Below are 25,691 nucleotides of genomic sequence, written 5' to 3' on the forward strand. Positions count from 1 at the left end.
GGAGGAATAGCTGGTGTTGCTATATCCTATCTTTGTTGCAATTCCCGAAATAGAACACTCATAGAAAGAGGGGAGAATTAACGTCTCTACTCTGTAAATAAAAGCTCCTAAGCTTTCGCTCGAAAGCTTAGGAGTAATCAAGAAAAAGCTTAGGTGCTTCGGAGAGTAAATTAAAGACAATTCGTTTGAATCCCAAAAGAGACTGTATGGAGCTTTTTTTACTCAATTCTTTGGGCTTTTCTTTTGAGTAGTCTATCTTTGCGAATAGTAGCCATTACGGCTACTATTAAAGAATAAGGAAATGGCAGAAAAAGTATTCTCTTATGGTGATTTTATCAGGCAGGTCTTGTCGGTGGGGCGAATTTCGTTTACCATTGAGGAGGTGATGAAGCAAAACGGATATGGCAGGAAAATCGCACAGGTATCCTTATCCCGTTTGGCAAGCAAGGGAGAGATTGCACTTATAAGACGAGGCTTTTATGTGATTATTACCCCGGAGTTTTCCCTGCAAAAAAACGTTCCGCCTCTTATGTATATCGATGATTTGATGAAATACATAGAAAGAGATTATTACGTCTCTCTTCTGTCGGCTGCCGCACTTCACGGGGCTGCCCATCAGCAACCGATGCGTTTTTTTGTTACTACAGGTATGCCTCCTGTCAGAAACATAGAGAATGACAGGTTGCATATCGCTTTCAACATAAGGAAAGAGTGGGATAATTCTTGTGTTACACAGATGAAGACCCGAACGGGATATGTGAATGTGTCCACTCCGGAGGCGACAATGCTTGACCTTGTGGAAAAACAGCGCACTTTCGGACTGGCACGGATTGTCGGCATCATCGATGAATTGTCTGAATGTATCGGTAAATCCTCTTTGAGAAACACCGCAACCTATTATCCTACGGCTATCATACAGCGTTTGGGCTACATCTTTGAGAGGATGCTGGGAAAAGCAGACCTGACCAAGGGTCTGGCTTCCGTCCTTGCCAAACGGACGGCATATCCCCAATATCTTTCTCTTTCGGCGGAAAAGCACGGCACATTGGACACCAAATGGAAAGTTATTGTAAATGATGAAATAGCAACAGACATATCATGATACCTCAACGATATATCCTCGGATGGAAATCCGTAGCAAAAGTAACAGCAGAAAGAAAACAAAATAGGTAATGGATAAGATAAAGAATTTGCTTAATCAAGTGTCAATTATCAGTAATAAAAATGCTGAAATATTAGATGCAACAGGAGGTCGATTTAATATGTTTCGTGTCTGTGGTGTAAATCATTACGAAAAGACACATTCGGCAATTATCGCAGAATTTTTAAATCCTAATGGAACACATGGATTAAAATCACAACTCCTTGAATGTTTTATAGAAACATTGGGGAATAACTTTTCAATCCAAGGTTTCAACTGTGAAAATGCGAAAGTTTATACAGAATTTTCAATTGATGAATATGGTCGAATTGATATTCTGATAGAAGACAAACAAAGGCAAAAGGTTATTATTATCGAGAATAAAATATACGCAAATGACCAATGGGAACAACTAAAAAGATACAACAAATATGCTGAAGGTGAATATCAAAAAGGGAATTATCAGATATTGTACTTGACTCTTTGGGGTAATGAAGCATCCGAACAAAGTGGAAGTGGAGTTCCCTATTTAACAATTTCATACAAAGAGACCATAATAAATTGGCTTGAAAAATGTGTTGCAATTGCTTCGCGTTTTCCCATTGTACGAGAAACCATTGTTCAATATATCAATCATCTGAAAGAACTAACAAATCAAGATATGGATAACAGAAATAAAGAGGAGATAACAGAGATACTGTCAAAAATAGAAAATCTGAAAGCTGCACGAATAATTTATCATAACTATTTGGCAACTTTTGATGCTATCATAAAGAGGCACTTTAATCCTAAGATGGAAGAATTTGCAGAACAAAAAGGATTAGAATATCATTATGAGAAGAGCGAAGAGTACTATGTGAGGTTTTATTTTACAAATCCTCTCTGGCAAGGAAAATACTGGATAGGGTTTACTTTTGGAGGAGGTCGTTATTATTATGGATTAGCCAATAATCCAAAAGATTATAACCTTTCAGTTGAGAAAAGAAAGAGTCTTCACAAGCAATTGAATAAATTGGGTATTCATTCTGGCAAAGAAAGTGAATGGTGGCCATTCTATGAATACATACCCAACTTGACTATTGATATTTGGGAAAGTGATATTATTAAAAGTGACAAATTCCTATATGACTGTGAAAGAAAAATAGGAAATATATTAAAAGTAATGAATGAAATAGAACTGTAAAAAAGAAACCCCAAGTCGTCTAGTATAAGGTGAAGAAAAGCTGGGATTAAAAGACAGAACTAAAAACATATGACCATAGAATTTTGTGCTACTGACAAAACAACAACAAAATGGTTGTGACAAAATTAGAATTGACAATGATACTTCTCCCTGTTGTATTCATGGTTCACGAATACGAAGAGATTATCATGTTCAAGCATTGGCTTAACAGAAATAGGGATGAATTGAAAAGGCGGTTTCCGAAATTCGATCGGTTTCTTGCTCGTAGGGGATTTTTTGATTATTCCACAGCCACATTTGCCGTTGGGACTGCCCACGAGTTCTTGTTGATTTCCCTCATTTCTTTCTGTGCCGTATGGCAAGGAGCGTATCAATTGTGGTTTGCTGCATTTGCAGGGCATTCCGTTCATCTTTTGGCGCATATCGCACAATGGGTGATATACCGAAAATATGTGCCTGTCATCATTACCACAATCTTGACATTACCTTATTGCATCTATGGTTTTGCTGAATTTTCAAAGGCATCTATTCTATCTCCTTTGCAGATGTTGTCGGGATTATCCTTACGATGCTTAGCCTGCTCTCCGCATTTTTCTTTATGGGCATGTTTCAGCGGTGGCAGGATAAACATTGAGAGCGTATTATCAATCATAAAATAACGGAAAGACATGCCCCGGTTACCAATCCATAAAAGTTCACAACTCTCAGATTTCGGAGTCTATCTGAAGACTGTCGCCTCTCGGACATCGGCACCTTCAGAAACATACGCCTTCTCTCATACCGATGATTATTATTTATTTGGTTTTATTGAGGAAGGACAATGCCGTCTGAATATTGATTTCAAGGAATACACTTTCGGGAAAGAAAGTATGGCTATCATTTGTCCCGGACAGGCGCATCGTATCATCGACGCTTCCAATCTTTCTGCAAAATTTCTGATTATCGACTCGGTATTGGTAGATAAGGAGGAAAAACGAACGCTTGAGCGATACGGTCGCCCCAAAATACAACTATCCGACATCTCGGAACATAAACAATTGTTATCGCTTCTTGACCGTAAACTAAGTTGCATGGAAAGTTCATCTGTAAAAGCAGTCGTTCAGCGATTAACTACCGTTATCGTGGGAATGGTCGTGGAGGACGTTGCGGAGCGACAAAAGGCTCAATCCGAATTACAGGGCACAATGAACAGATATAAGGAAATCGTATGGAATTTTCGGGATTTGCTGGAAAGCAATATCCGAACCCACCGCGCACCTTCATTCTATGCAGGATGTCTGAATATCACTGTCGCTTATTTGAATGAAGCGGTGAATGCAGTTCTTGGGACAAGCGTGAGCCGCCATATTCAAGATGAAACTATTTTATTGGCTAAACGTCAATTAGTCTATACTACAGACACTGTCAAAGAGATTGCGCATAGTTTGGGCTTTGACGATTACTCCTACTTCACACGGCTGTTTACCAAGGTTGTAGGAGTCTCTCCCACACTTTTTAGAAGAACTTACCACGAATAGTGCTATTATCACTGTTGTCCGTCTATTGTGGCAGCCTGTATCCCACCGTACCTTTGCAGCAAATTTTATTTACTCACAAAGCTACGAATTACAAGAATGAACAATGCTGTGAATATTCTGCAAGCAGGAAGTATGATGAAAGCCCTGGCAAAGTTAGGGATACCTATTGTCGTCGCAATGCTGATTATGGCAATATACAATGTGGTGGATACTTTCTGGATCGCACGTCTTGGAACTCTTCCTGTCGCCGCCGTATCGGTCGTTTTTCCCATATCGCTGCTGTTTCTCGGAATAGGTTTGATGTTCGGTGTCGGAGGCGGAGTTTATATTTCCCGTCTGTTGGGGGCGAAAAAGATTGTAAAGGCAGGTCGGGTCGCTTCCGTTTCAGTAATTACTTCCGTAATATTGGCTACTCTTATTGCCCTTGTGTGCAATGCATTCCTGCCAGGCATTCTGCTTTTCATGGGAGCGAACGAGGGGATGATGAACTTGGCAGAAGCATACGGAAGACTGTTCATTATCAGCTGCGTCATCGGGACGTTGAATGTGTCGATGTCCAACATCATCGTTTCGCAGGGTGCATCGAAAACGTCTGCATCGGCAATGATTATAGGCTCTATCGTCAATGTTGCATTAGACCCTTTATTTATCTATACTTTCAGTTGGGGCGTAGAAGGTGCTGCATGGGCAACCATTCTTTCAAGAATCATTACGACAGCTATTTACATCCGCTTCCTTACGGAAGCAAAGGTAAAAGTATCATTTGCCTTGTTCGCTCCCACGATAAAAATGTATGTGGAGATTATCAAGATAGGCGTTTCAATGCTCTTTCTTCAACTACTCCAAACCCTTTCCATCAGTTTGTTGCAGAAAGCCGCTGTGAAATACGGTTCGGAGGCTGTTGCTGCTGTGGGAATAGTCTTGAAAATCGTCACATTGGGAACAAATGTGGTTTTTGGATTCGTCAAAGGACTCCAACCTATGGCAGGCTATAACTACGGAGCGGGTAATTCCCAGCGACTAAAGGAGGCTATACGTTGCTCCATAATACTCACCACCTCGTTTTGTGTACTTTGGAGTATTCTTATAGTCGTTTTTACCGCTCCTATCATCAGTTGTTTTGGCAAAGACGAAACAATGCAAGAAATAGCAAGAATTGCGCTTAGAGCCAATACGATTATGTTTTTCACTTTCGGTTTCCAGTTTGTGTATTCCACACTATATATGGCAATCGGAAGGGCGAGGCAGAGCCTTCTGCTCAATATCGGACGACAAGGACTCTTTTTTATCCCCACCATATTGCTGCTTCCATCGTATTGGGGATTGAACGGAGTACTCTATGCCCAGCCTGTCGCCGATGTCTTTGCAACCTTGATGACGCTGCTCTTTGCCGTCCGAATTCACAGGGAGATAGGTCATAAATCACGTCTCATAACAGAGAAAATGTAATGTTGAACTTAGAGGATATGATTATGCTAAGACTTACTCAAACGGAAGACTTTAAGACGATAAATTCGTCTTGCTATACAAAAGAACAAGTACAAAAAGCGTCGGAGAACTTTATGAAGAGAATCATTGCTCTATGTGATGCTGAAGACGATGCCATCTCTTTGTTCCGTATTCTCCGCTATACTCGTTTTCGTTTACAAACTTTGCAAGCGGTGTATCTGATGAACGGAGAGGGGAAAAAATGTATCGGAGCTGCTCTTTGTCATTGACACGGAGCTGGAATTATTGAAGATGCGAATGCAGGGGCTTCTTCCTGCTTTGCCCGTCAAGTCTGCCAAGAAACTCCGTTGGACAGGCAAAGCGACAGATTTAGTTGAACTCCTTTATGCTTTCGACACCTGCGATTGTATTAACAACGGAGAAATAGGTGTGGAGGAGTTGGCAGATGCTCTTTCCGAAATCTTCGGAGTGGAGATAAAGAACTGCTACAACGTATATATGAACATGAAACGTCGCAAGGATGACAGCCGCACCTACTTTCTCGATGAACTTCGTGAGAAGCTCAATAAACGTATGGTAGAGAGCGACCTGAAAGGCGGAAAATTCAAGAAACGGTAATCGCATGCAAAAGGTTAATAAGGCTTCCTAAGAGACCTTTGAAAAATAAGGAGATGTAGGCAAGAGGCATTCTTCGGATAAAAGGAGTGAAGAATTTGGGAGGAGGCAAGGGGGATAAAAGGGCTTGTAAATCACCCTTGCGGAGCTACAAGAACGAGCTCCGCAAGGGTAATTATGTCTTATCCTACACACGAGGACATAATTATCTCCGGTGTTCTGTATAGGTTAAAGGCGATGCTCTCAAGAATGTTTTGGGTATGGGTCTTTGCAAGCCCCCGGTAGTGACATCGTCCGCCATGAAACCACCGACGAATACTGCCAAAGGTGCGTTCGATGGTAGTCCGTATCGGACTGATTGCTTTGTTTCGCTGCTTCTCTTGCTCGGTCAATGCCCTGTTGCGTTGTGCCTTGTGCATAATGCCATCTTGAAGGTGATGTGTTTGCAGGTACGAACGATTTTCTCGAGAAGCATATCCTTTGTCCGCCAGGATGGCTGTGCCTTGTGGAATGTTTATACTCTCCAATAGCGGAATAAGCTCCTTCGTATCACTGCGGTTCGCTGCAGTCGTTATCACCCTTTGAACAATGCCTTGAACATTGGTCAAACAATGCTTTTTGTATCCATAGTGATAACACTTTTGTTTGTACACCCAACGTGCTTCTGCATCCGTCCCTTTACGCTGACGGACAAGCTGTTTTTGATAATCCTCCTCCGCCTCTTTTTCCTGCTCGCTCCGATTGTCTTCCCTGTCGTCTGCGACTTCAATCGTAATGCTTCCATTGGGTTTATATGGCGTCTGCACAAGGCTTGCATCGACAAGCACCCCTTCCCTTATCGAAATGTGATGCAGGGAAAGTTGCTTATTAAACTGCACCAACAGTTTGTCCATCAGGCCCAGCTCGGTCAGTGCCGAACGAAATCGACTGATGGTGCTTGATTGAGGAAGTCGTTTTGTGCCTTGCGATAACGCTTTGAAAGGAGTGCGTCTGCAAATGTTACATGCTCATCGGTGTTCTTGGATTGGTATGCCATGGGAAGAATATTATTCTGGTTTTAATACTCAAACATGATAAATAACACCCTATTATACAGCAAATTAACAGGTAAAAAGCAGGCCAATTTCCGTGCAAAGGGCTCCCTAAAGTAAAAGGGAAGCCTGATTTTTTTTCATTAAGGAATAACAATACACAGTAAAAGGCTATTGTCGATGTTGCCATTTCTCTTGAAATTCACGAGTCAGTTGCACGATTTCACCTCCGATTATTGCTAATTCAAGTGTCAGTTTCTCCAACTTTGCGAGCATGGCAAAGGCTTTCTTCTCTGTAAAGTTGCTCTTCATTGCAACTACTGTCTGGTTGTAATTGACTCCCACACTGCGGAATTGTCCATACAAAGTCGTCAGCTTTTGATAATAGTCAAGCAACGAACGATCCACTTTTATCACCCGAAAAGTCTCATTAAAGATTCTTGCCTTGATGAATAGTGACAGACTTGGTACACCGCTTTCCTCTTTCATCGTGAGGAAATGAGCGTATTCCGTCGGTGTGAAATTGACCGAGACACGCTTTTCTGTCTTTTCTTTGGAGCGTGCGCTCCGAATTTTCTTCATTTTCATTTCTTACTTTGGATTTTAGTGTTTCACGGCATAAGCAGTATTCAAAACATGACATTTTCTCTTTCAAGAAAAACGACTTCGGAGTTCTTCAGCTCTCTCGGGGAGCAAGGGTTTTATGCTGCAAAAACGGAGTCGTGCTGCATAAAACATACCTTGCTATTTGCACGGACGCAAATAAATCCTCCCAGAAAGACGGTGCTTTATCTTCTTGAAATGTATATTTTCAGAGCCATGAAATACCGACTTATCGCTCGCTGCAAAGTTACTATCTCTTGTATCCAAAGCCATTGAGTGAAACGAAGCCACAAATAACCAAATCAAAGCCACAAGTACGCACTAAAGAAAATCACGCTGATTACAGCATCACCGAGCCATATATTTGCACTGTCGAATATGTTGGTAATGGTATGTGTCTTCGATAACATCATTTTTCGATGAGCGATATAGGCGAGGGTGTATATCAGAGAGCATATCCTTGATTCTTTCACTCGAACGTGGGAATGTGCGAAAGCAGATGCAATCGAACGATTGTATTGATGGACACCAATGAACATCTCCACAAAAAGGGTGATAGCGGACGTATTCATCTTCATTGATAAATGTATTGGCAACGAACTGAACAGTGAATTGTATAAAATAAAATTAAGTAAGTATGACAGAGAATCAAAACGGCAAGGTAGATCCCGTTACCATCCGAGAACTTATTTCACAGGGTATTCCCATGAAAAGAAAAGAGAGTGAGATGAAACGCTTTCAATCAGAAGAGCAGTGTGTTGAATCGGAACGTCCAAATGACGAGCCAATGTCAAAGGATTTTTCAAGAGTCCCAAGAAGAGAAAGGAGAAAGTCCGACAAGGGCGATTATGAGTCGATTTTCATCTGCCGTAACACTTTGAAAAATCGCAAGACTATCTATATTGCCAAAGAGTTGCAAGATACATTGGCGGAGATAGTCATGTCGATGAGGAATAGAGATATGACCATCGGCATCTATGTGGAAAACATCATCCTGCATCATCTTGAAACCTACAAGGATGAAATCAATAGATTGGCAGAGATGAAATTCAAGAAGCTATTGTAAGTCGCCTTTCGCCAACATCCTGCTACTCTTCAATAATGACCAATCGGATGTTTTGATTTTATGCGGATTCTAGAGAAGAGGGAGTTGAGTTTCCATTTTTCTTTTTCTCTGCCCTCGCGTTATCGACATTTTTGCGTATTTCCGTCGGGTCGGTCGTTTTCGTTTCGAGGCAATAAAGAGGTAGGAGTCAAGGGCAATAAGGTTTAGGGCAAGATACGGCCTGTAATAAAATGGAAGTGTGGAGATTGTTGCCCTAACGGCTTGTCTGTCGCTTGAGCTTGTTGCCCGCAGTTCTCCGAAACTACCTTTGCCGAAGAAAACGAGAATGAATGAACCGATACGAAAACATAAATCTGAACTTAGAGGATAACGTCGAAGAGGATAGAGCAAAAAAGCGCAGTCTTCACATGTAAGATGACTGTGACAATGTGAATATATGGCAAAAGCTATAAAATATTTTTACATAAACGGCTTTTGGGGAAGAAAAACAGAGAAAGTTTCGTCTTTCTCTATAGGTAGGACTACCTTTGCAATAGGCTTTAAATTACAAAAAATATCGTATCCCATCTGTAGAATATATGTAGCTAAATCATCCCTCTGTATTTGGTAAATCTAAGAAAAATACCGAATCGTTTGGGAGAGTACAAAAAAATAAAATATATTTCATCAGGTGGTATTGATTAGAGTAAAAACAGACATGAAATAGATGAATAACTCTATGTAAAATACATCTAACCAAAGAAGATATCTCATTTATGGAATCAATGATAAGACCTATGTAAAGATTGTCAACTTTACTTCCAAGTCATTTGAATATAAACTTGGAAGAAAATCATTAGTAGTCAATAATTATTACACTTTCTCTAAGTTTTCCAATTTTATCACTCTGCTGAGGACTAGTTTTTAAATCCCGAGCTTTTCTTATTTCACGGACTTTAAATCCACAAGATTCCGCTATATCAGCAATGATGTAATCAACTGGGATTTCAACTCCATAATAAGCGGAATTAGCCACATTGAAATATATGACTCCACCTTTGTGCATCTTTTTGGCAAATTCTGAAAATAAAAATTGTATATCTTCAAAATAGGCGCATATCATATTAGTGATATCTGAATTCCATGTGTTTAATTCTTTATTTGACATCTCTAAAAGGCTATTTCTAAGCCTTTCATTTTCTATCGGATGTGTTTTATCATAAGGTATTTGAACATGAGAACGCAATGTGTGTTTACGCAATTCACGAAGTTCTTCATGAGAGTTGATTAGTTGTAAAACTTTTAGCTCTAACATATAAATATCCGTGTAATCTCTAGAATTGAGATATGGAGGTGATGTTATAATTAGGTCTACTTTCCCATCGGGCACTTGGTCTATATGCTTTCTAACATCGCCTAAATAGCATATCTCAGAATTATGTACAGATGGATTCTGTTTGGATATAATTCTAATATCTTCTGCAAAAATTGAATTTAATTTGTCTAGAAAAAAATTATGAATCTCTTTTCTACTAAAGATTCTAGTTTCCCATCCTTTCTTGTACGACAAGCACTTACCATTACGAAACATATTGCTTGCTTGAATGATGATTGAAGCCAATGCGATTGTAAATAAATTCTTATAATCATCATTGTCAACAATCGTTCTAATGGCATGTCTTATATCAAGGATACCATCTATAGCAGGGGCGTGAAAATTCCATTTCTTACTCTGATCCCTTTTTACAATCGTATCACCAAAAGGTAATGATTCTATTCTGCGTATATTCCGGTTTGTATAGGATAGTTTCTTTGTTACAGCCTTAACATAATGTTCAAAGGTGTCCACATTATACTTTCTAACTAATTTGACTATTGATAGGAGATGCATGAAAGGACTGACCTCAAATGAATAGCACTTTATGCCGTGGTTCTGCAGTTCTACAGGAGTTGTTCCGCTACCACAGAAGGGTTCTAATGCGCAGGTTGGTACGAAAGGTAATTCTCCTAAGATGTCTTCAATGAATTCTTTAGAATATCCTTCTACAAAAGGATACCACCGATGTACAAAAACATTCTTGTTTTTGTCAAATTGCATAACTGAATGGTATTTTTCTGTGCAATCTATGAATTTGTAGTCTCTGTACATAGGTGTCAGCAATTAATTTGGATGTTCGTTTATTACCCTAAAATCATCTAATTTGATGTGCCTGCTATATGCAGTCCTGTGTTCTTCAGGTATCAGGTCGATAGACATCTCTTTTCCTGTGTCGGGGAGGTCTTCATTCCTAGCATCAAACACAGCTAAATATCCTAATTTTATATCGATGTTTTCAGTTAATAGCTCATTTATGTATGCCGTGGATTGTTTGAATGCGTCGGGCACGATACGCGGTTTAGCATCGTATGTTATACCTATTTTTTTACCTAAGGGGTGAATGCTGGTACCTACCCACTTGACTTCTATAAAGTATAGCCCCTGACCATCTTCATCAAGCATAACAATGTCTAACCTCTTTAAATTTTCCAGCATGCCTTCTTTGGGTACAAAGAAGATGTTGAGTTTTTCTTTCAAATACAGACGTAGGTCGTCTCTGAAACAATCTTCTGGGGTATTCCTTAGTAATTGCTTATTGGCTTTGATAAACTGTTCTTCACTAAGTACTGATTTTAAATCGGTTCTTAGAGATCTTAAATGACTTTTTTCTACAAAAAATTTAGAATAAGTATCTCTGATTTTCAATCGCTTTCGATATTCTTCTAATACGTTCTTCAATTCAGAAATAGGCTTTTTGCTGATGAATGAATGCAAAGTAGAACTTTCGTAAAAAATAGAATCTCCACCATCGCGGCCGTTGACAAAATAATTAATAATGCCTTCTGGTGACACCATGAATATAACAACACCATCATCCTTTGACATTTGTGTAAACATACGTCTTGTTTCATTGTTATTATTGTGCAGGTCGTTATTGACTTCTTTAATCTTGAAATTAGAATCAATGATAATGTGACGATTCTGAATAAACGATGGGGCAGTAAACAACAGTTCGATCGCACTGTCTGCATTACTTGTGAGATTCCTTAAATCTTCTTCTGATATAACAATATATTTAAAACTGTTATCCTCATATTTATCGCACATTGCTTTTATGAGGGACAGAATTAGCTTAAAATTCTCATCCTCTTCTAAACCGTTCAATGCTGCTTTGACTATTGCATTTTGATTTCGTTTTAGCAAATCCTTAAAGTTCGTATTTTGGCTGAATCTTTTTTTCATAACCTGCTACTTTATGATTTCACTAAAAATGTATTCAAAATACAGTTCAATGTATTTCTCATCACTAATAGCCGATGTGTCTTCAATAGACTGTTCAAATGCCACCTTGAAATCTTTCAGAACTTTAAGAGTTTCGCTATCAGGCGATGAAGTATCAATGCCATCTATATTGTTGGTCTGTGTGGCATTCTCATAGGAAGGGTCATTTACAATAAAGCCAAACAGCCTTTTCTCGCCGTACTTGCCTAACATATACATCACAGTCTTCAACCATTCGACTTTATCTTTATTCAAAGGAAACTTTTTCTCAGAGTTTAAAATCAAACCTCCTTCTTCTTCACGCAATATAGAAAGGCTTTTCAAAAAGACTAAACTTCGTTGTATCAAATCTGAATATGGGCCAAAAGTCGTTACTGTAAAATGGTAATATGAGAATATGTTTTCTCCTTCATGTTTGAATGAATAGAGAATTTGGACCAAATACAATATCCGATGGAAAGATTGTTCCGAAACTGCCCCCCAACCCATACTTTTGGCTATGATTGTGACGGTTACTATATCTTCATTTGCTCTTATCAAATTCTTTTCTAACATGATTCCAATCTGGTTTTAATATGTTGATAGATTGATTTTAACTGCTCATTCGTGTTTTGTATGGTAGATTGTTTTGCTATCTCCAATAAACCAACGATTCCAAGTTCAATGTCTTTCTGATTCAATAAATGTTCTATGAACAAACTATTGTTCAGATTTGATGTTATAATTAATGAGTTGGGCTTTTTGAGAAATTCAGTAAATACACTTGCTGCATTCCTTTCGTATGATATATCCAAACTACTATCAGGAGTCTCAACTATATAGAAAGATGGAGTCCTATAGAAGAATGTAAGAATACTCATTCTGAAGGAATGGTCTACAAAGAATCGTTGTGACTCCGACATTTCTTCTTCGTAAAACCGTACTTTCCCGTCAATAACCGGATAAAAGCGTTTGTTGGTATCTCCAGCCTGTTTGATGTATGTCAGTTCGCAAGATACACCTAAAAACTTTCCTGCATATTGAGCAAAAATTGAAGAGAATACATGAACATTTGCTGTTATGACATCTTCTATCTCATTTGAGATGGACGTTACTATATCATACTGCTCGTCACGTTGTTTTTGGTATGCCTCCTTTTGTTGTGTCAGACGATTTACCTCATCCAAGAATGGTTGAATGGAATTTTGACTGTTATCAGACATGGCATTTTCATACTCAAGTTCCCTGACTTTTTGCTGAATTGTTCTTCTTTCCAATTCAATCTTGGAAAACTCGGAGTCTAATTTAATAATTTGCTGCTCAATATTTTGTATCGTTTGTTTTTTGCTATTGATGGATTGATACAAAGTTTTTCTATGTGTGCTTATTTCATCAAAGTGCTTTCTCAGTATTATGTCTGCCTCAGTGTTTGTATTAATCGGAGTACTGCATGCGAAACAGTTATTTTGTTCATTTGTAACTTTCGCAACCAAGTCATCATTCGGCTGATTGCACATCGGACAGATGCGGTTCAGCTGAATATTCTTTATGAAAACATGATATGAGGGGTGAAGGGTTTCCCATATATGGCTGTTTAGTTTATCCTCTATTTGTTTTAACTCCTTGTCTATATCGTTTGTAGATAAGCTAATTTTATTGATATCATTCTGCAATAATGATATATCCTGACTCTTCGAAGCACGTTCTTTTTGTATGGCTGCCAGTTTGGCATCCATTTCCACAAGCCTCCCCTTCAAATCGATAAGAATAAGTGCTGTATTTTCCTTATTGGTTATTGAGTGGCCTGTTACTGGAGCGTCCTTCATTTTGCTCAAAACCTTATTGATGGCTCTCATATCTTCTGAACTATGGCGAGACAAACTGTCAAAATATTTAGCTTTTCTGATAGCCTCTTGCCGTTTCTTGTCAAGATCTGGATCGTTAAAATATTTGTTGAACAGTTCGCTTTGTACATCCGGAAAGAAGTCGCCATCGTTCCAAAGAATTGTCTTGTGGTCTTCTCCAAAAAAAAGGACTTCATTTACAAAAAAAATTAAATCGTCGAATTCCAGATTTGTGTTGACCTTTATGATTTCCTCATATTTATAAGGTAGCGTATCAGCTTTTGCAGCATCCGATAATTTTTCGTAGCTGAATTGATTGACTAAGGTCCCAGATACTTCAGTTCCATTAACCTTTAGCTGGGTCAAAGTTATTGAAGATAAATCTCTCGTCAATTCAACTGTGACATTGTTTATCTTCATGCTAATCGATACGGTAGGAGAAGCGTCCGTGTGAACACTGTCGTCCATACGATTGCTGAAATACTTTTGTGGAAACAATTGGCGTTTTTCTATAATATTCCCTTGGTAAGTACGGGTGTATCCAAAAGGCTTTTTATATAAACCAAGAATGGCAAACCTAATAATATTGACAAAAGTTGTTTTTCCCATACCATTACCGCCTAACACAAGATTTACACCTTTGACAAAATCAAAGGTGTAATCCAAGCCATTAGGATATAAAGTATAATTCTTAATGTTTATACTTAACAACTCTGGTAGATATATTTGCCTACTCATAATATTTTAAGTTCAGTCATATGTGATATACAGGCATTATACACGCCCAATACACCCAATTTACCACACGAAGGTACACCAAATACGCGAGAATACACAGATATTATAGAAAAAGTTTTTCTTCAACTGACAAAAAAGTATGTTATTGGACTCTAGGACGTATTTCGTTATACTAATGTAGGTACCTCGCGATTTTTTTATACATTATGCAGTCATAAAGGTGTTCTTTTGATTTAATGAAAAACAAGATAGAATATAGAATTTAGCTCGTTCCTAAATCGTTGCCTGCCAAGATTAAACCCCCGTAAGCTATTCATTTTCAAAGGAAAAGACAAATCGCAATGTCTTGCCATGTGAAAAGACATTGCCACTCCCTCCAACATACATGAGTGGCATCTTTATTATTGAAAACAACCACATAGCTCGCCACACTTTCTCTCTATCCGAACCATAATATTCTAAAATAAATGTGCAATGCGGGAATAAACATTACGCACTCCATTAGTAGAAGAAAGACTGAGAAAAACATTATAGTACTGATAGGACTATTCCCCAATGATGAACCTTAGACAAAAGGGAATGATATTATCGCTTGCATGCTCGGAACTTACAACGTTTTGGAGATAAAATTCCGTTGTAACAGAGAGATTAAGAAGATAAAACTACATACCATGCTATCATCGGAATAAAATTATAAGTAATAAAGAGTGATCTCGATATAAGAATATCGTGGCAAACTTAGAGTCGGATACAAATAGACAGATCAACACAAAATTTCTTCATAAGTCAGACTACCGTCACTATGCGAAATAGGAAGGGAGAACTCCGAAAGAACTGCTACCAGAAAATAATTGCTCCTTCCCGTGGATCCTATTACCTTTGTGCATATATAAGAATATCACCCACAAAAAAGAAGCAAAGCATTGCAGAAAATCGGTGGAGCAATAGCGGGAGATTAGGTCTTTTGTAGAATATAAACTCAAAGAAATACAGCCACTTATCAATCTTATTCGATTCCTGGTGGCACCACAGTAAAAAAGTAGTGCAATGTAAACCTCTTGATTTCATTTTGAAATCGGGAGGTTTTATTTTATTTGTTGATGTGCGCGGATATTTTGAAAATTGCTTAGAAAATCTCTTCTCTGTTGGAAGATATAGGAGAAGGTATATTTAATCCCATAATGAAAAAAGGTCTTTTATAAGAAGAGTATATTTATAATTCAATCAACAACTTATTACAATGAGCAAAAAAATCACCCCTCAACAAAATCATTCAAATCAGATTAACGCCAATAAAGGAACAGATGGAGTTAACAGACAATACTCTCAAGTGCATGGGAATAGAGGAAAGCAGTTAAATCCAAATCAAACCTCTAAAAACAAATAAAAGCTTTTTGAAAAGATAGATAACAAAGAGGATCTCTTGCCCATGTCGTGCAACTCAGAATATCTGAGAGCGACAGAGCAAGAGATTCTTGGTTTATGACTCGGTGTTATGGAGGATGGTTCGGAGGAACCGGTTCGAGAGTGTGCCTCGAAAGAATGCCGAGCTTATGAAGTTGGTGTTATTTGTTGCCTTTGAGAGACGCAACATGCTCCCAAGTGCCGCCATTGAGGACATTGGTGAAGCCGCTGCGTTCAAGAATGCTTTTTGCCTGACCACTTCTGTTGCCACTGCGACAGAATACTATGATGGTTTTCTTGTCTTTGAACTCGTTGAGACGAGACTCTATCTGATCCAACGGAATGTTCACAGCTCCGGAAACAGAGCCGGATGCAAACTCGCCCGAAGTACGTACGTCTACAAGGAAAGCTCCGGAGCGGATAGCTTCTGTGAGAGCCTGATCGTCAGGCTGAGAGAATAGGTTCTTTAGTAATCCAAACATGAGAAATGCTATAATTATAAGTAAGGGAAATGATATTATCTTTTTGATGTTTTGCTTTGACATACAAAATCGGTTTTATGGATGTCTGTTTGTGTTATGCTGCCAAAGCCTCCTTCGATGTCCGTAAAGTTGCGATAGCCTCTCGCCTGCAGGATGCTTGATGCGATCATGCTGCGGTAGCCGCCTGCACAGTGGATATAGAAGTGTTGGTCTTGAGGAAGGTCTGAAATCCAATCGTTGATATAGGCGAGCGGACGGCTGTAAGCCTCTTCCACGTGCTCTGATGCGTATTCGCTCTCTTTGCGGACATCTATCACGAGAGTCTTTTCGGAAGCGAATCGTTGTGCAAACTCTTCCGCAGTGATGCATTCCACCCGGTCTGTCTCTTTGCCCGAAGCTCTCCATGTATCGAAACCTCCGTCCAGATAGCCAAGTACGTTATCAAAGCCCACGCGACTCAGTCTTGTGATCACCTCTTCTTCTCGTCCGACATCCGTTACGAGGAGTAGTGGCTGTTTGACGTCAACGATCATTGTACCGACCCATGGAGCAAAGTCGCCATCTATACCTATGTTGATAGAGCGAGGGATGAAGCCCTGCGCAAATGTACCGGGAGCTCTCGTATCGAGGATGAGTGCTCCGGATCTTTCTGCCATTGTCTCAAAATCTTCAGCCGAGAGTGCAGACAAACCTCTCTCCAGTACGGTTTCGATGCTATCGTACCCTTGCTTGTTCATGGCAACATTTCCTCCGAAATAGGCAGGAGGAGGGAGTAAGCCTTCTATTACCGATGCTATGAATGCTTCTTTGCTGGGTTGGTTAAGGGCATAATTGACCTTTTTTTGGTTTCCAAGGCTGTCCACTGTCTCTTTCATCATATTCTTTCCGCATGCCGATCCTGCACCGTGAGCCGGATAGACCGTTATATCGTCCGATAGGGGAAGAATCTTGTTATAGAGACTATCATAGAGCAGACCTGCCAGCTCTTCTTGGGTCAGATTCGCCGCCTTTTGTGCAAGATCCGGTCTGCCGACATCTCCAAGGAAGAGTGTGTCTCCACTGAAAAGAGCTGTCTCATGTCCCTCTTCGTCTATAAGAAGGAAGCAGGAGCTTTCCATGGTGTGTCCCGGAGTGTGGAGCACTTTGATTTTGGCTTTACCCAATTGGAAGACTTGGTTATCTTCCGCAACGATGGCATCAAACTCCGGTTTGGCTGTCGGTCCGTAGATGATCGGTGCTCCCGTTGCACGACTCAGGTCGAGGTGTCCGCTCACAAAGTCGGCATGGAAATGGGTTTCCAGTATATACTTCAGTTGTACCCCGTCACGCTTTAGTCTCTCGAGGTATGGAGCCACTTCACGGAGAGGGTCGATGATGGCAGCTTCCCCCATTGAGGTGATGTAGTATGCGCCCTGAGCAAGGCATCCTGTATAAATTTGTTCTACTTTCATGGTTGTTGAATGCTTGAATATTTGCTTAACGATACAAAGATGCAGCTATTTCTTCTCTTGTACAGCTACTTTAGTCACACAACGTTTACTTATGTGAAGATTGTCTCTTTCAGGATGATATATATTCCCATCACGAAGACGAACCAGCCGAAAGCCGGTTTCAGCTTTGCTCCATCAATGTACTGAGACAGCTTCATTCCGATGAATATTCCGACTATTGCGAATCCGGTAACCGACAACAGGAGAGTCCGGTCGAGTCCCGGTAAATTACTCTCTCCGAGGAATCCGAGAAGAGACTTGGCGGATATGATCACCAGGGAAGTACCGATGGCTTGTTTCATGGGAAGCCCCCCGAGCACCACCAAGGCGGGAATGATCAGGAAGCCGCCACCTGCCCCGACAAGACCGGTGAGCGAGCCTACCACGGCGCCTTCGATCAGGATCAGAAGATAAGGAAAGCGTCCGAACTTGCGACCGTTATCTGCCTTGCTCTCCCTTTTGCCTCCCGGTCTGATCATGCTGATTGAGGCTGCAAGCATCAGTACCGCAAACAGAAGCATCAGGAACATACTCTTGTCAAGCACGAAGCCTCCCATTCTCAAGATCTCCTGCGGGATGGCGGGAATGATATAGGCTCTTGTCAGAAAGACCGATACGATGGACGGAATGCCGAACACCACAGCCGTCCGCACATCCACCAGCGAGCGACGGAAGTACGAGACGCTCCCCACGGCACTCGTGGCTCCCACAATGAAAAGAGAATAAGCTGTGCCCAAGACGGGATTCACGCCAAACAGATAGACAAGGACCGGAACGGTCAGAATACTTCCTCCGCCCCCGATGAGTCCGAGAGAAAGACCGATCAAGACGGATGCCAGATAACCTATTACATACATAAACTCTTCTGTTTTATCATGGAACAAAGGTCGCCATCTTTGCCGGTTCTCACAGCTACTTTAGTCACACAACGGAAATCTTGTTGCGCCCCAGCCGCACGATGTCTGCCTCTTCGAGCTGTTTGAGCAGGCGCGACACCACGGCTCTTGCAGTCCCCAGCTCGCCGGCAAGCTGTTCGTGAGTGATCTGGATCGTGTTGTTTCCGGTCAGCTCTACCTTCTTCCGGATCAGATCCAGCAGACGTTCGTCCATTCTCTTGAAGGCGATGGCATTGACTGTTTCCAACAGCTCCTCGAACCGCTTATGATAAGAGCGGAAGATATAATCCAGCCACTCCGGATGTTCCCTCATAAAGAGCGAAACCTTGTCTACCGGAAGGAAGAGGATCTCCGCGTCCTCCTCGATCTCCACCCGTACTTTGCTCGTCTCATGGTGCAGACCTCCGAGGAAAGACATGATGCAGCTCTCTCCCGCACGGATATAATAGAGCAGAATCTCCCTGCCGTCTTCCTCCGTGCGCAACACCTTCATCACGCCTTTCATCACGATCGGGATAGAGCGGATGTGCGCATTCTCATTCAGAATAACGCTGCCCGCCTCATAAACTTTCAATATGCCGTACCTGTACAGCTTCTCCACAAGCTCCGGAGAGGAGCGAAACTCCGAGATCTCTTCCAAATATTTCATGAGGACAAACTTAATAAAAAATGCCCGCATCCTCCTGTTCGGAGCCTTTCCGGCACCTTTCCTTTTCTCGAAGATCTTCTTTCCGAGCTCTCTTTGCATCATCTTTTTTCTCTTCTTGAGACTGAATCTCCTTTGGCTCAACAGCTTTTCGTCAAGCCCGGATCTTCTTCTCGAACGGATGTTTGTGCCCGTACAATGGTTGAAAAGCGATAAAGCGATAATCCGAAAGCTGCCGTTCGGAAGCTCTATTTCCAATGATCTGCACCCCGAAAGCTGCCGTTCGGAAGCTCTATTTCCAATCCGTTCGAAAGCTCTATTTCCAGTGATTAAAAATTAAAAAGTTGCCAATCAAAAGTTCTATTATTACTTACCAATTCTATATTTCTCGCCGTGAAATGTTGGTTTCTCGCCGTGAAATATTGGTTTCTCGCCGTGAAATATTGGTTTCACGGCGAGAAATATAGAATTTGTAAGTAAGAAATCAGTTTTTGATCATTATCAGCCGGATTATTCACCGTTTACAATACGGTTATTGCTCAATAAGAATTGACAAAAATTTTTGCTCCTTTTTCCCGAAGGGTAATGATTCGGCTCGGTTTTGATCATGACCGGACAGGAGGCCGTGAATCATCCCCCTCATCAACCCTGTTTATCAGCCGCCGGAGAGGAACGGATCTCTGCTTCGGGTCATAACTAAGAGATGTAAATGCTATCTTTGCAGAAAGAGCATGGGATAATGAAAAAATCAGTAGTCCGATATGAAAAATAACAGAGGAATAGAGTTTGCAAATCTCGCGGCTTTGCGTGAGAAAGTGAGAAGATTCACGGTGGGATCGGAGGATAAAAAGCCGCTGATCGGAATCACTGCCAATCATGCCGGCGTGGATCAGGAGTTGAGAGACAACTACATAAAGGCGGTGATCCGCAGCGGAGGCGCACCTTACATCATACCCTACTCCAACGATACGGAGGCAACGGTGCAGGCCGTGGAGCGATGTCATGGAATCCTCGTGACGGGAGGAGCGGACGCTCATCCGCTTTGGTATGGAGAAGAGCCCCATCCGAAGCTCGGAGCGGCGGACTGGGTGAAGGACGCCTTCGACATGGCAGTGGTCATCACGGCTCTCGAACGCGGTATCCCGCTGCTTGGCATCTGTCGCGGAATGCAGCTGCTGAATGTCGTGCTCGGAGGTTCGATGATACAAGATATTCCTTCCGCCTGCGAGCAGGAGGGAGTCCTTCATGTACAGACATCGCACCGGAGCGAACCCTGGCACTCGGTAAGTATGGAGAAGAAGAGCCGACTTTCAGATGTTTTCGGAGCACAGGAGAGTATCTATGTCAACTCTTTTCACCATCAGGCGGTGGGACGGTTGGGCAAAAGCATCCGCGTCTGCGCCACGGCAAGGGACGGAATAGTGGAGGCGATAGACGCCTATCCGGAACATAACGCCATGGGAGTACAGTGGCATCCGGAGGCAATGGTGTCCGAAGGAGAGTCCGAAGAGCAAGCCGCCCTGTTCTCTTTCCTTGTCAAAGAGGCTACACTGTATGCCGAAGCTCGTACTTTTCATGGCAAACATCTTACTCTCGACTCGCATACGGACACACCGATGCTCTTCAAGAATGACGAACCTTACGACCTGACCGCCCTGAGTGATAAAGCGTTGGTGGATCTCCCCAAGATGAGAGCCGGAAATCTGGATGCCGCAGTGATGGTGGCTTATCTTCCGCAAGGAGAAATCTCACCGGAAGGGCACGCGAAGGCTTATGAGTATGCTCTGGAACGGATCCGAAAGCTGAAGACGGCAGTCAAGAACAGCGGAGGAGCTGCCCGGCTCGCTTTCTCGTCAAAAGACTTGTATGTCAATAAGGAGAACAACCGCAAAAGCATCATACTCGGAATAGAAAACGGCTATGCACTGGGAGGAGATCCGGACAAGGTGGAAGAGTTTGCAAAGATGGGAGTGAAGTACATCACGCTCTGTCATAATGGAGATAACGCAATCTGCGACAGTGCATCGCGAAGCAACCATACGCATAACGGACTCAGCTCCCTCGGACGAGAAGTGGTCCGACAAATGAACACTTGGGGCGTTATGGTGGATGTCTCTCACGCCGGTATCAGAACCATAGAAGATGTCCTTGAGGTGAGCACGTCTCCCATCATCGCATCGCATTCCGGTGCACGGGCAATCTGCGATCATCCCAGAAATTTGTACGATGATCAGATCAAAGCCATAGCCGAATGCGGCGGTGTTGTGCAGGTCTGTATGTACAAGGGATTTGTATATGAACCTTCAAACGAGGCCTCTCTGCTTCATGTGATAGATCATGTCGAACATATCAGAGAGCTTGTCGGGATAGACCATGTCGGTATCGGCTCCGATTTTGATGGCGATGGGGAGGTGATCGGCTGCAGAGATGCTTCTGCAATGAAACGATTGACCATCGAAATGCTTCGCAGAGGATTCTCCACCGAAGAGCTCATGAAAGTATGGGGACACAACTTCCTGCGTGTAATGAAGGATGTGCAGATGAAAGGCTATAAAATCAGACAGGAGAAGACAATGAGATAGCGATTTATCTGCTATGTTGAAAAGGGAACGACCTCTTTGTCCGATCGGATAAAGAGGTCGTTCCCTTTTTATAAAGCTTTTGATTTTGTCTGTTATTTCTTTTCAGCCGTAGCCGGAGTATGATTGCTGTTGAGATACTCCAGGAACTTAGCCGTTATATCGTACTTCTTGTCCGAAAGCAAGATATTATCATTCATCGTATTGGAGAAGATCACTTGTATCCCCATCGTCTTGTTGAATGCAGCCAACTGAGACATGATGGTATCTCTCAAAACCGTGTTCGTTTCCAACTGTTGTTGTTGAAACTCTACAGAAAGCTTTTGTTGAAGCTGCTCCAATTCTGCCTGACGCTTCATCAGATTATTACGTTGTTGTTCTGCACTCTGTGGAGATAAGAACGCTTGGTTTTGTGCTTTTCTTTGAAACTCCGCAGCTTCAGCCTCAAAAGATTTTAGACGCTGATTCAATGTCGCTTGTGCAGATTCCGCACGACGAACCATCTGCTCGTTAAGCTCTTTAGAGAGATGATAGTGAACAAGAATAGTGTCCACATTGATGTAAGCAATAGGCATTGTTACCGCTTCAACAGCAGTAGAATCTCCCATGCCAATCTCTTGAGTTGAGCTATTAACACTTTTATTCCCAGAGAAATGCAGCCCAAATAGTACCACAACCGCTATAGCCAATATGGCTGTTGAAATGTAATTGAAATTTTTCATCGTAAGCGCTTATACGTTATATATCTTAACTCCCAATTCCTTTCTATTGTACATATAATATTGACCAACAAAGGAATCTGCGTGCGAAGATACAATATATCTCTCATATAATCTAATTTATTTGGTCATCATTATCCTCTTCTTTAATGCGTTCTTCCAAATTTTTCCTCTCAGAGTCATCTGCATGCTGCTCTCTATGGCAAGAGAGCCCTTTCTCTCTTAGAGCAGGTTGTGCCCCGACATGAGAAGATGGGAATCGTCTTGTTTTAGTGAAAAAGACATTGATCCCCAGTAAAAGAACTGAAATAAGGACGATAACGATCGATATAAGTAAGAGAGTTGACATATTTTTTTGTACTTTTGAGATGGAAAATAATCCGACTAATAGTTGTCATCCAACGACAAACCAAAATTAATCATTTATTTATGAATACACTGAACCCAAGAATTATTTGGCACTACTTTGAAGAAATCACAAAAGTGCCACGTCCATCGAAGAAAGAAGGCAAGATAATCGCATATCTTGAGGCATTTGCCAAGGAACACAACTTGGAGTACAAGAAAGACCACGTAGGCAATATTGTTATTAAAAAAGCAGCTACTCCCGGTTATGAAGACAGAAAGTCTGTTTGCATGCAGAGCCATATTGATATGGTTTGTGAGAAGAACAGTGATGTTGTGTTTGACTTTGAGAATGATGCTATCCAGACAGAGATTGTTGATGGTTGGTTGAAAGCTAAAGGTACGACTCTCGGAGCTGATAATGGTATCGGTGTCGCAGCAGAGTTGGCAATACTGGCTTCTGATGATATTGAGCATGGTCCTATTGAGTGTCTGTTCACAGTGGACGAAGAGACAGGTCTTACGGGAGCTATGGAACTTAAGGAGGGCTTTATAGATTCTCATATTCTTCTCAACTTGGATAGCGAGGATGAAGGCGAGTTGTTCATCGGTTGCGCAGGAGGTATGGGACAGATTGCTTATTTCGACTACCAAAAGGGCTATGCTTGTCCAGATAAAACATATTTGCGTGTTGATATAAAAGGCCTTCGTGGAGGACACTCCGGTGGAGATATTCATGTAGGACTTGGGAATGCTAATAAGATCTTGGCAAGATACCTTGTAGGTCTTAACGATATTACAGAAGATTGGACTTTGGCAGATATTAGAGGTGGTAATCTCCATAATGCTATTCCTCGTGAAGCTCATGCTATTATAGGCATTCCTTCAGAATTAAAAGAGCAAGTAGCTATCTTTGCAAATGAATTTGCAGCAGATGTTCATAATGAACTTAAGGCTGTAGACCCGGGTGTTACCCTTACTGTATCTACAACAGATAAACCGGAGTACATTATAGATGAGGATACTAAGTATTTCCTTCTTTCGGCATTGATTGCTTGTCCTCATGGCGTTTTAGGTATGAGCCATGCTATTGAAGGTCTTGTGGAGACTTCAAATAATCTTGCCTCTATTAAGATCAAAGAAGAAGAAAAACAGATTCTTGTGGAAACCAGTCAACGCAGTAGTACTGAATCTCTCAAACGTGCGGCAGGTCAAACTGTACGTGCAGTATTTGAGTTGGCAGGTGCAGAGGTTGTTGAAAGAGATGGTTATCCGGGCTGGGAGCCAAACATCGACTCTGAAATACTCAAAGTCGCAAAAGAAACTTATGAAAAGCTTTTCGGTAAGTCTCCAGAAGTGAAGGCTATCCACGCCGGTCTGGAGTGTGGGTTATTCAAGGAAAAATACCCTCATCTGGATATGGTATCTTTTGGACCTACCATGAGGGATGTCCACTCTCCAAACGAAAGACTTGAGATCGTAACTGTAAAGATGTGGTGGGATCACCTTCTTGAAGTGTTGAAGCATGCTCCTAAGAAATAAGTAAATCAAGATTTTACTGCGTTTTTTGTAAACGCAATAATAGAGATATGAAGAGACTCGGTAGCAAACATTACTTTATGGTATTGCTATCGGGTCTTTTCATATTTTTTCTTTTTGTCTCATGGTCTCCTCCCGAAAAGATTAGAGTCGTTAGTTATAATGTAGAGAATTTGTTTGATACGATACCTTCGAGTTCCTATGCAGATCATGCCTTTTCTCCTGCTGGCGAATATAAATGGAATGGAGCAAGGTATCAGAGAAAACTATCTAATATTTCTACGGTACTCAATAGTATCAATGGTTGGGAACTTCCTGCTATCATAGCTTTTAGTGAAGTGGAAAACAGTAGAGTGGTAGAAGAGTTACTATATAGGACAAAGCACGATATGGATGATTCTCCTTACTTTAATTTTGATGTGACGAATGGGAAAGATGGTAGAGGTATTAATGTTGCTATTGCATGGGATAGAAGATTATTTCGGAAGATTGAGAGAGAGGAGATTCCTAACTACTCTTTTGTTGACACTTCACATTTCCCCGGACGGCATACGCTTTATCTCGTACTCGAAACATTGTTTAGCTATAGAAGTGAAGCGATGAAGGCTGATAGAGACACTCTTCACCTTTATGCCATTCATCTGCCATCAAGAAGAGGTGGTGTAAGAGAGAGCGAACAGAAGCGGGTTTTAGCAGCAAAGAATATTCGTAATCATCTCAGCGATCTTCTATCTCGGAAGCCCAAAGCCAAAATAATAATCATGGGAGATGCCAACGAAGATCCCACAGATCCGGCGGCACTTCTTTTATCAGACTCTTTACTACATCTCTGTGAAGAGTTTTCTGACAGAGGTCTCTACTCACACTATTTTCAAGGTAAAGGTTGGGCTCCGGATCATATTATTGTTTCTTCTTCTCTTGTCCGGTCAGAGTCCGAAACTCTTTGTATAGAGAGTCCGAAAGCACAAGTTTACGCTCCTCTCTTTTTGCAAGATAAAAGATTTAGTATGCCCAGACCTTTCCGATTCTTTTCCGGGGGATTCTATACAGGCGGATATTCGGATCATTTTCCCATTTACATTGATCTGAACTATGGTAAACGCGCAACTATTTCAGAACGATAAATG

General features: G+C 41.4%; 23 protein-coding genes and 2 pseudogenes. 12 read left to right on the forward strand and 13 right to left on the reverse strand.

Features of this window, described 5'->3' with window-relative positions:
* The first annotated feature begins 301 nt into the window (after nt 1-301).
* The 7 genes and pseudogenes from JT26_RS07935 (at nt 302) to JT26_RS07965 (ending at nt 5,908) form a co-directional block, all read left to right on the forward strand.
* Nucleotides 302-1,102: a type IV toxin-antitoxin system AbiEi family antitoxin gene (locus tag JT26_RS07935; RefSeq protein WP_023938251.1), complete on the forward strand. Its 801-nt coding sequence runs from the start codon at nt 302-304 to the stop codon at nt 1,100-1,102.
* Nucleotides 1,103-1,172: 70 nt separating this feature from the next.
* On the forward strand, nt 1,173-2,324 hold the full coding sequence (locus JT26_RS07940; RefSeq protein WP_023938250.1) for a PD-(D/E)XK nuclease family protein: 1,152 nt from the start codon (nt 1,173-1,175) through the stop codon (nt 2,322-2,324).
* A 116-nt stretch (nt 2,325-2,440) separates the two neighbouring features.
* Nucleotides 2,441-2,958 (forward strand): annotated as a pseudogene (locus JT26_RS07945) (HXXEE domain-containing protein).
* Between the two features lie 34 nt (nt 2,959-2,992).
* Entirely contained in the window at nt 2,993-3,841 is an 849-nt protein-coding gene (locus JT26_RS07950; RefSeq protein ID WP_023938248.1) for a helix-turn-helix transcriptional regulator, read from the forward strand.
* A 96-nt stretch (nt 3,842-3,937) separates the two neighbouring features.
* On the forward strand, nt 3,938-5,290 hold the full coding sequence (locus JT26_RS07955) for an MATE family efflux transporter (RefSeq protein WP_036848626.1): 1,353 nt from the start codon (nt 3,938-3,940) through the stop codon (nt 5,288-5,290).
* Nucleotides 5,291-5,403: 113 nt separating this feature from the next.
* A complete protein-coding gene (locus JT26_RS11025) occupies nt 5,404-5,559 on the forward strand; it encodes a hypothetical protein (protein WP_234985409.1) in 156 nt (51 codons plus the stop codon).
* 22 nt (nt 5,560-5,581) lie between these two features.
* Complete coding sequence (locus JT26_RS07965; RefSeq protein WP_036848629.1) at nt 5,582-5,908, forward strand: RteC domain-containing protein; 327 nt, start codon at nt 5,582-5,584, stop codon at nt 5,906-5,908.
* A 179-nt stretch (nt 5,909-6,087) separates the two neighbouring features.
* Here JT26_RS07965 and JT26_RS07970 read toward each other — a convergent pair.
* From JT26_RS07970 to JT26_RS07985, 3 genes and pseudogenes are all read right to left on the reverse strand, one after another.
* Nucleotides 6,088-6,941 (reverse strand): annotated as a pseudogene (locus JT26_RS07970) (IS5 family transposase).
* A 166-nt stretch (nt 6,942-7,107) separates the two neighbouring features.
* Nucleotides 7,108-7,524 carry a conjugal transfer protein MobA gene (gene mobA / locus JT26_RS07975; RefSeq protein ID WP_036848634.1) on the reverse strand — a complete coding sequence of 139 codons (417 nt, stop codon included), beginning with the start codon at nt 7,522-7,524 and terminating at the stop codon, nt 7,108-7,110.
* A 317-nt stretch (nt 7,525-7,841) separates the two neighbouring features.
* On the reverse strand, nt 7,842-8,117 hold the full coding sequence (locus tag JT26_RS07985) for a hypothetical protein (RefSeq protein ID WP_052074894.1): 276 nt from the start codon (nt 8,115-8,117) through the stop codon (nt 7,842-7,844).
* A gap of 59 nt (nt 8,118-8,176) precedes the next feature.
* Between JT26_RS07985 and JT26_RS07990 the strand changes: the two genes are divergently transcribed.
* Nucleotides 8,177-8,605, forward strand: coding sequence for a DUF3408 domain-containing protein (locus JT26_RS07990; RefSeq protein ID WP_036848641.1), 429 nt, complete (start codon nt 8,177-8,179; stop codon nt 8,603-8,605).
* Between the two features lie 835 nt (nt 8,606-9,440).
* Here JT26_RS07990 and JT26_RS07995 read toward each other — a convergent pair.
* The 4 genes from JT26_RS07995 to JT26_RS08010 are packed head-to-tail and all read right to left on the reverse strand — an operon-like array spanning nt 9,441 to nt 14,464.
* Complete coding sequence (locus tag JT26_RS07995; protein ID WP_036848644.1) at nt 9,441-10,733, reverse strand: methyltransferase; 1,293 nt, start codon at nt 10,731-10,733, stop codon at nt 9,441-9,443.
* A gap of 12 nt (nt 10,734-10,745) precedes the next feature.
* The gene (locus JT26_RS08000) at nt 10,746-11,864 is read right to left on the reverse strand and encodes a hypothetical protein (protein WP_036848646.1); all 1,119 of its coding nucleotides are present in this window, start codon (nt 11,862-11,864) and stop codon (nt 10,746-10,748) included.
* A 6-nt stretch (nt 11,865-11,870) separates the two neighbouring features.
* Nucleotides 11,871-12,458 (reverse strand): hypothetical protein, encoded by a 588-nt coding sequence (locus JT26_RS08005; protein WP_036848648.1) that lies wholly within the window; start codon nt 12,456-12,458, stop codon nt 11,871-11,873.
* Nucleotides 12,452-14,464: an AAA family ATPase gene (locus tag JT26_RS08010; RefSeq protein WP_036848655.1), complete on the reverse strand. Its 2,013-nt coding sequence runs from the start codon at nt 14,462-14,464 to the stop codon at nt 12,452-12,454. The genes JT26_RS08005 and JT26_RS08010 overlap by 7 nt, the downstream gene beginning before the upstream one ends.
* Before the next feature lie 1,240 nt (nt 14,465-15,704).
* Here JT26_RS08010 and JT26_RS10930 point away from each other — a divergent pair.
* Nucleotides 15,705-15,851: a hypothetical protein gene (locus tag JT26_RS10930; RefSeq protein WP_200878525.1), complete on the forward strand. Its 147-nt coding sequence runs from the start codon at nt 15,705-15,707 to the stop codon at nt 15,849-15,851.
* A 178-nt stretch (nt 15,852-16,029) separates the two neighbouring features.
* Here JT26_RS10930 and JT26_RS08015 read toward each other — a convergent pair whose 3' ends face one another.
* From JT26_RS08015 to JT26_RS08030, 4 genes are all read right to left on the reverse strand, one after another.
* Nucleotides 16,030-16,350, reverse strand: a complete 321-nt coding sequence (locus JT26_RS08015) for a rhodanese-like domain-containing protein (RefSeq protein WP_235300051.1) — start codon at nt 16,348-16,350, stop codon at nt 16,030-16,032.
* Nucleotides 16,351-16,385: 35 nt separating this feature from the next.
* Entirely contained in the window at nt 16,386-17,801 is a 1,416-nt protein-coding gene (locus tag JT26_RS08020) for a rhodanese-like domain-containing protein (RefSeq protein WP_036848662.1), read from the reverse strand.
* An 89-nt stretch (nt 17,802-17,890) separates the two neighbouring features.
* A complete protein-coding gene (locus JT26_RS08025) occupies nt 17,891-18,697 on the reverse strand; it encodes a sulfite exporter TauE/SafE family protein (protein WP_036848664.1) in 807 nt (268 codons plus the stop codon).
* A gap of 64 nt (nt 18,698-18,761) precedes the next feature.
* The gene (locus JT26_RS08030; RefSeq protein WP_235300052.1) at nt 18,762-19,487 is read right to left on the reverse strand and encodes a Crp/Fnr family transcriptional regulator; all 726 of its coding nucleotides are present in this window, start codon (nt 19,485-19,487) and stop codon (nt 18,762-18,764) included.
* Nucleotides 19,488-20,143: 656 nt separating this feature from the next.
* Between JT26_RS08030 and JT26_RS08035 the strand changes: the two genes are divergently transcribed.
* Nucleotides 20,144-21,964, forward strand: coding sequence for a membrane dipeptidase (locus JT26_RS08035; protein WP_036848667.1), 1,821 nt, complete (start codon nt 20,144-20,146; stop codon nt 21,962-21,964).
* Nucleotides 21,965-22,056: 92 nt separating this feature from the next.
* On the opposite strand, the gene JT26_RS08040 is transcribed toward JT26_RS08035, so the two are convergent.
* Nucleotides 22,057-22,683 (reverse strand): OmpH family outer membrane protein, encoded by a 627-nt coding sequence (locus JT26_RS08040; protein WP_036788689.1) that lies wholly within the window; start codon nt 22,681-22,683, stop codon nt 22,057-22,059.
* A 112-nt stretch (nt 22,684-22,795) separates the two neighbouring features.
* Entirely contained in the window at nt 22,796-23,029 is a 234-nt protein-coding gene (locus tag JT26_RS08045) for a hypothetical protein (RefSeq protein ID WP_036788693.1), read from the reverse strand.
* 80 nt (nt 23,030-23,109) lie between these two features.
* Between JT26_RS08045 and JT26_RS08050 the strand changes: the two genes are divergently transcribed.
* Complete coding sequence (locus tag JT26_RS08050; protein WP_036848670.1) at nt 23,110-24,567, forward strand: aminoacyl-histidine dipeptidase; 1,458 nt, start codon at nt 23,110-23,112, stop codon at nt 24,565-24,567.
* A gap of 47 nt (nt 24,568-24,614) precedes the next feature.
* Nucleotides 24,615-25,688, forward strand: coding sequence for an endonuclease/exonuclease/phosphatase family protein (locus JT26_RS08055; RefSeq protein WP_036848673.1), 1,074 nt, complete (start codon nt 24,615-24,617; stop codon nt 25,686-25,688).
* Nucleotides 25,689-25,691 lie beyond the last annotated feature (3 nt).

Source organism: Porphyromonas sp. COT-108 OH1349, assembly GCF_000768755.1.
Lineage (GTDB): Bacteria > Bacteroidota > Bacteroidia > Bacteroidales > Porphyromonadaceae > Porphyromonas_A > Porphyromonas_A canoris.

Excerpts from the sequence above, each read along its gene's own strand:
- JT26_RS08045 (WP_036788693.1), bottom strand. The coding sequence starts at position 23,029 with ATGTCAACTCTCTTACTTATATCGATCGTTATCGTCCTTATTTCAGTT.
- JT26_RS08025 (WP_036848664.1), bottom strand. The coding sequence starts at position 18,697 with ATGTATGTAATAGGTTATCTGGCATCCGTCTTGATCGGTCTTTCTCTC.
- JT26_RS07990 (WP_036848641.1), top strand. The coding sequence starts at position 8,177 with ATGACAGAGAATCAAAACGGCAAGGTAGATCCCGTTACCATCCGAGAA.
- JT26_RS08000 (WP_036848646.1), bottom strand. The coding sequence starts at position 11,864 with ATGAAAAAAAGATTCAGCCAAAATACGAACTTTAAGGATTTGCTAAAA.
- JT26_RS07935 (WP_023938251.1), top strand. The coding sequence starts at position 302 with ATGGCAGAAAAAGTATTCTCTTATGGTGATTTTATCAGGCAGGTCTTG.
- JT26_RS07950 (WP_023938248.1), top strand. The coding sequence starts at position 2,993 with ATGCCCCGGTTACCAATCCATAAAAGTTCACAACTCTCAGATTTCGGA.
- JT26_RS08050 (WP_036848670.1), top strand. The coding sequence starts at position 23,110 with ATGAATACACTGAACCCAAGAATTATTTGGCACTACTTTGAAGAAATC.
- JT26_RS07965 (WP_036848629.1), top strand. The coding sequence starts at position 5,582 with ATGCGAATGCAGGGGCTTCTTCCTGCTTTGCCCGTCAAGTCTGCCAAG.
- JT26_RS08010 (WP_036848655.1), bottom strand. The coding sequence starts at position 14,464 with ATGAGTAGGCAAATATATCTACCAGAGTTGTTAAGTATAAACATTAAG.
- JT26_RS08040 (WP_036788689.1), bottom strand. The coding sequence starts at position 22,683 with ATGAAAAATTTCAATTACATTTCAACAGCCATATTGGCTATAGCGGTT.
- JT26_RS08030 (WP_235300052.1), bottom strand. The coding sequence starts at position 19,487 with ATGATGCAAAGAGAGCTCGGAAAGAAGATCTTCGAGAAAAGGAAAGGT.
- JT26_RS08005 (WP_036848648.1), bottom strand. The coding sequence starts at position 12,458 with ATGTTAGAAAAGAATTTGATAAGAGCAAATGAAGATATAGTAACCGTC.
- JT26_RS07940 (WP_023938250.1), top strand. The coding sequence starts at position 1,173 with ATGGATAAGATAAAGAATTTGCTTAATCAAGTGTCAATTATCAGTAAT.
- JT26_RS08015 (WP_235300051.1), bottom strand. The coding sequence starts at position 16,350 with ATGTTTGGATTACTAAAGAACCTATTCTCTCAGCCTGACGATCAGGCT.
- JT26_RS08055 (WP_036848673.1), top strand. The coding sequence starts at position 24,615 with ATGAAGAGACTCGGTAGCAAACATTACTTTATGGTATTGCTATCGGGT.
- JT26_RS08035 (WP_036848667.1), top strand. The coding sequence starts at position 20,144 with ATGAAAAATAACAGAGGAATAGAGTTTGCAAATCTCGCGGCTTTGCGT.
- JT26_RS08020 (WP_036848662.1), bottom strand. The coding sequence starts at position 17,801 with ATGAAAGTAGAACAAATTTATACAGGATGCCTTGCTCAGGGCGCATAC.
- JT26_RS07985 (WP_052074894.1), bottom strand. The coding sequence starts at position 8,117 with ATGAAGATGAATACGTCCGCTATCACCCTTTTTGTGGAGATGTTCATT.
- JT26_RS07995 (WP_036848644.1), bottom strand. The coding sequence starts at position 10,733 with ATGTACAGAGACTACAAATTCATAGATTGCACAGAAAAATACCATTCA.
- mobA (WP_036848634.1), bottom strand. The coding sequence starts at position 7,524 with ATGAAAATGAAGAAAATTCGGAGCGCACGCTCCAAAGAAAAGACAGAA.
- JT26_RS10930 (WP_200878525.1), top strand. The coding sequence starts at position 15,705 with ATGAGCAAAAAAATCACCCCTCAACAAAATCATTCAAATCAGATTAAC.
- JT26_RS07955 (WP_036848626.1), top strand. The coding sequence starts at position 3,938 with ATGAACAATGCTGTGAATATTCTGCAAGCAGGAAGTATGATGAAAGCC.
- JT26_RS11025 (WP_234985409.1), top strand. The coding sequence starts at position 5,404 with ATGAAGAGAATCATTGCTCTATGTGATGCTGAAGACGATGCCATCTCT.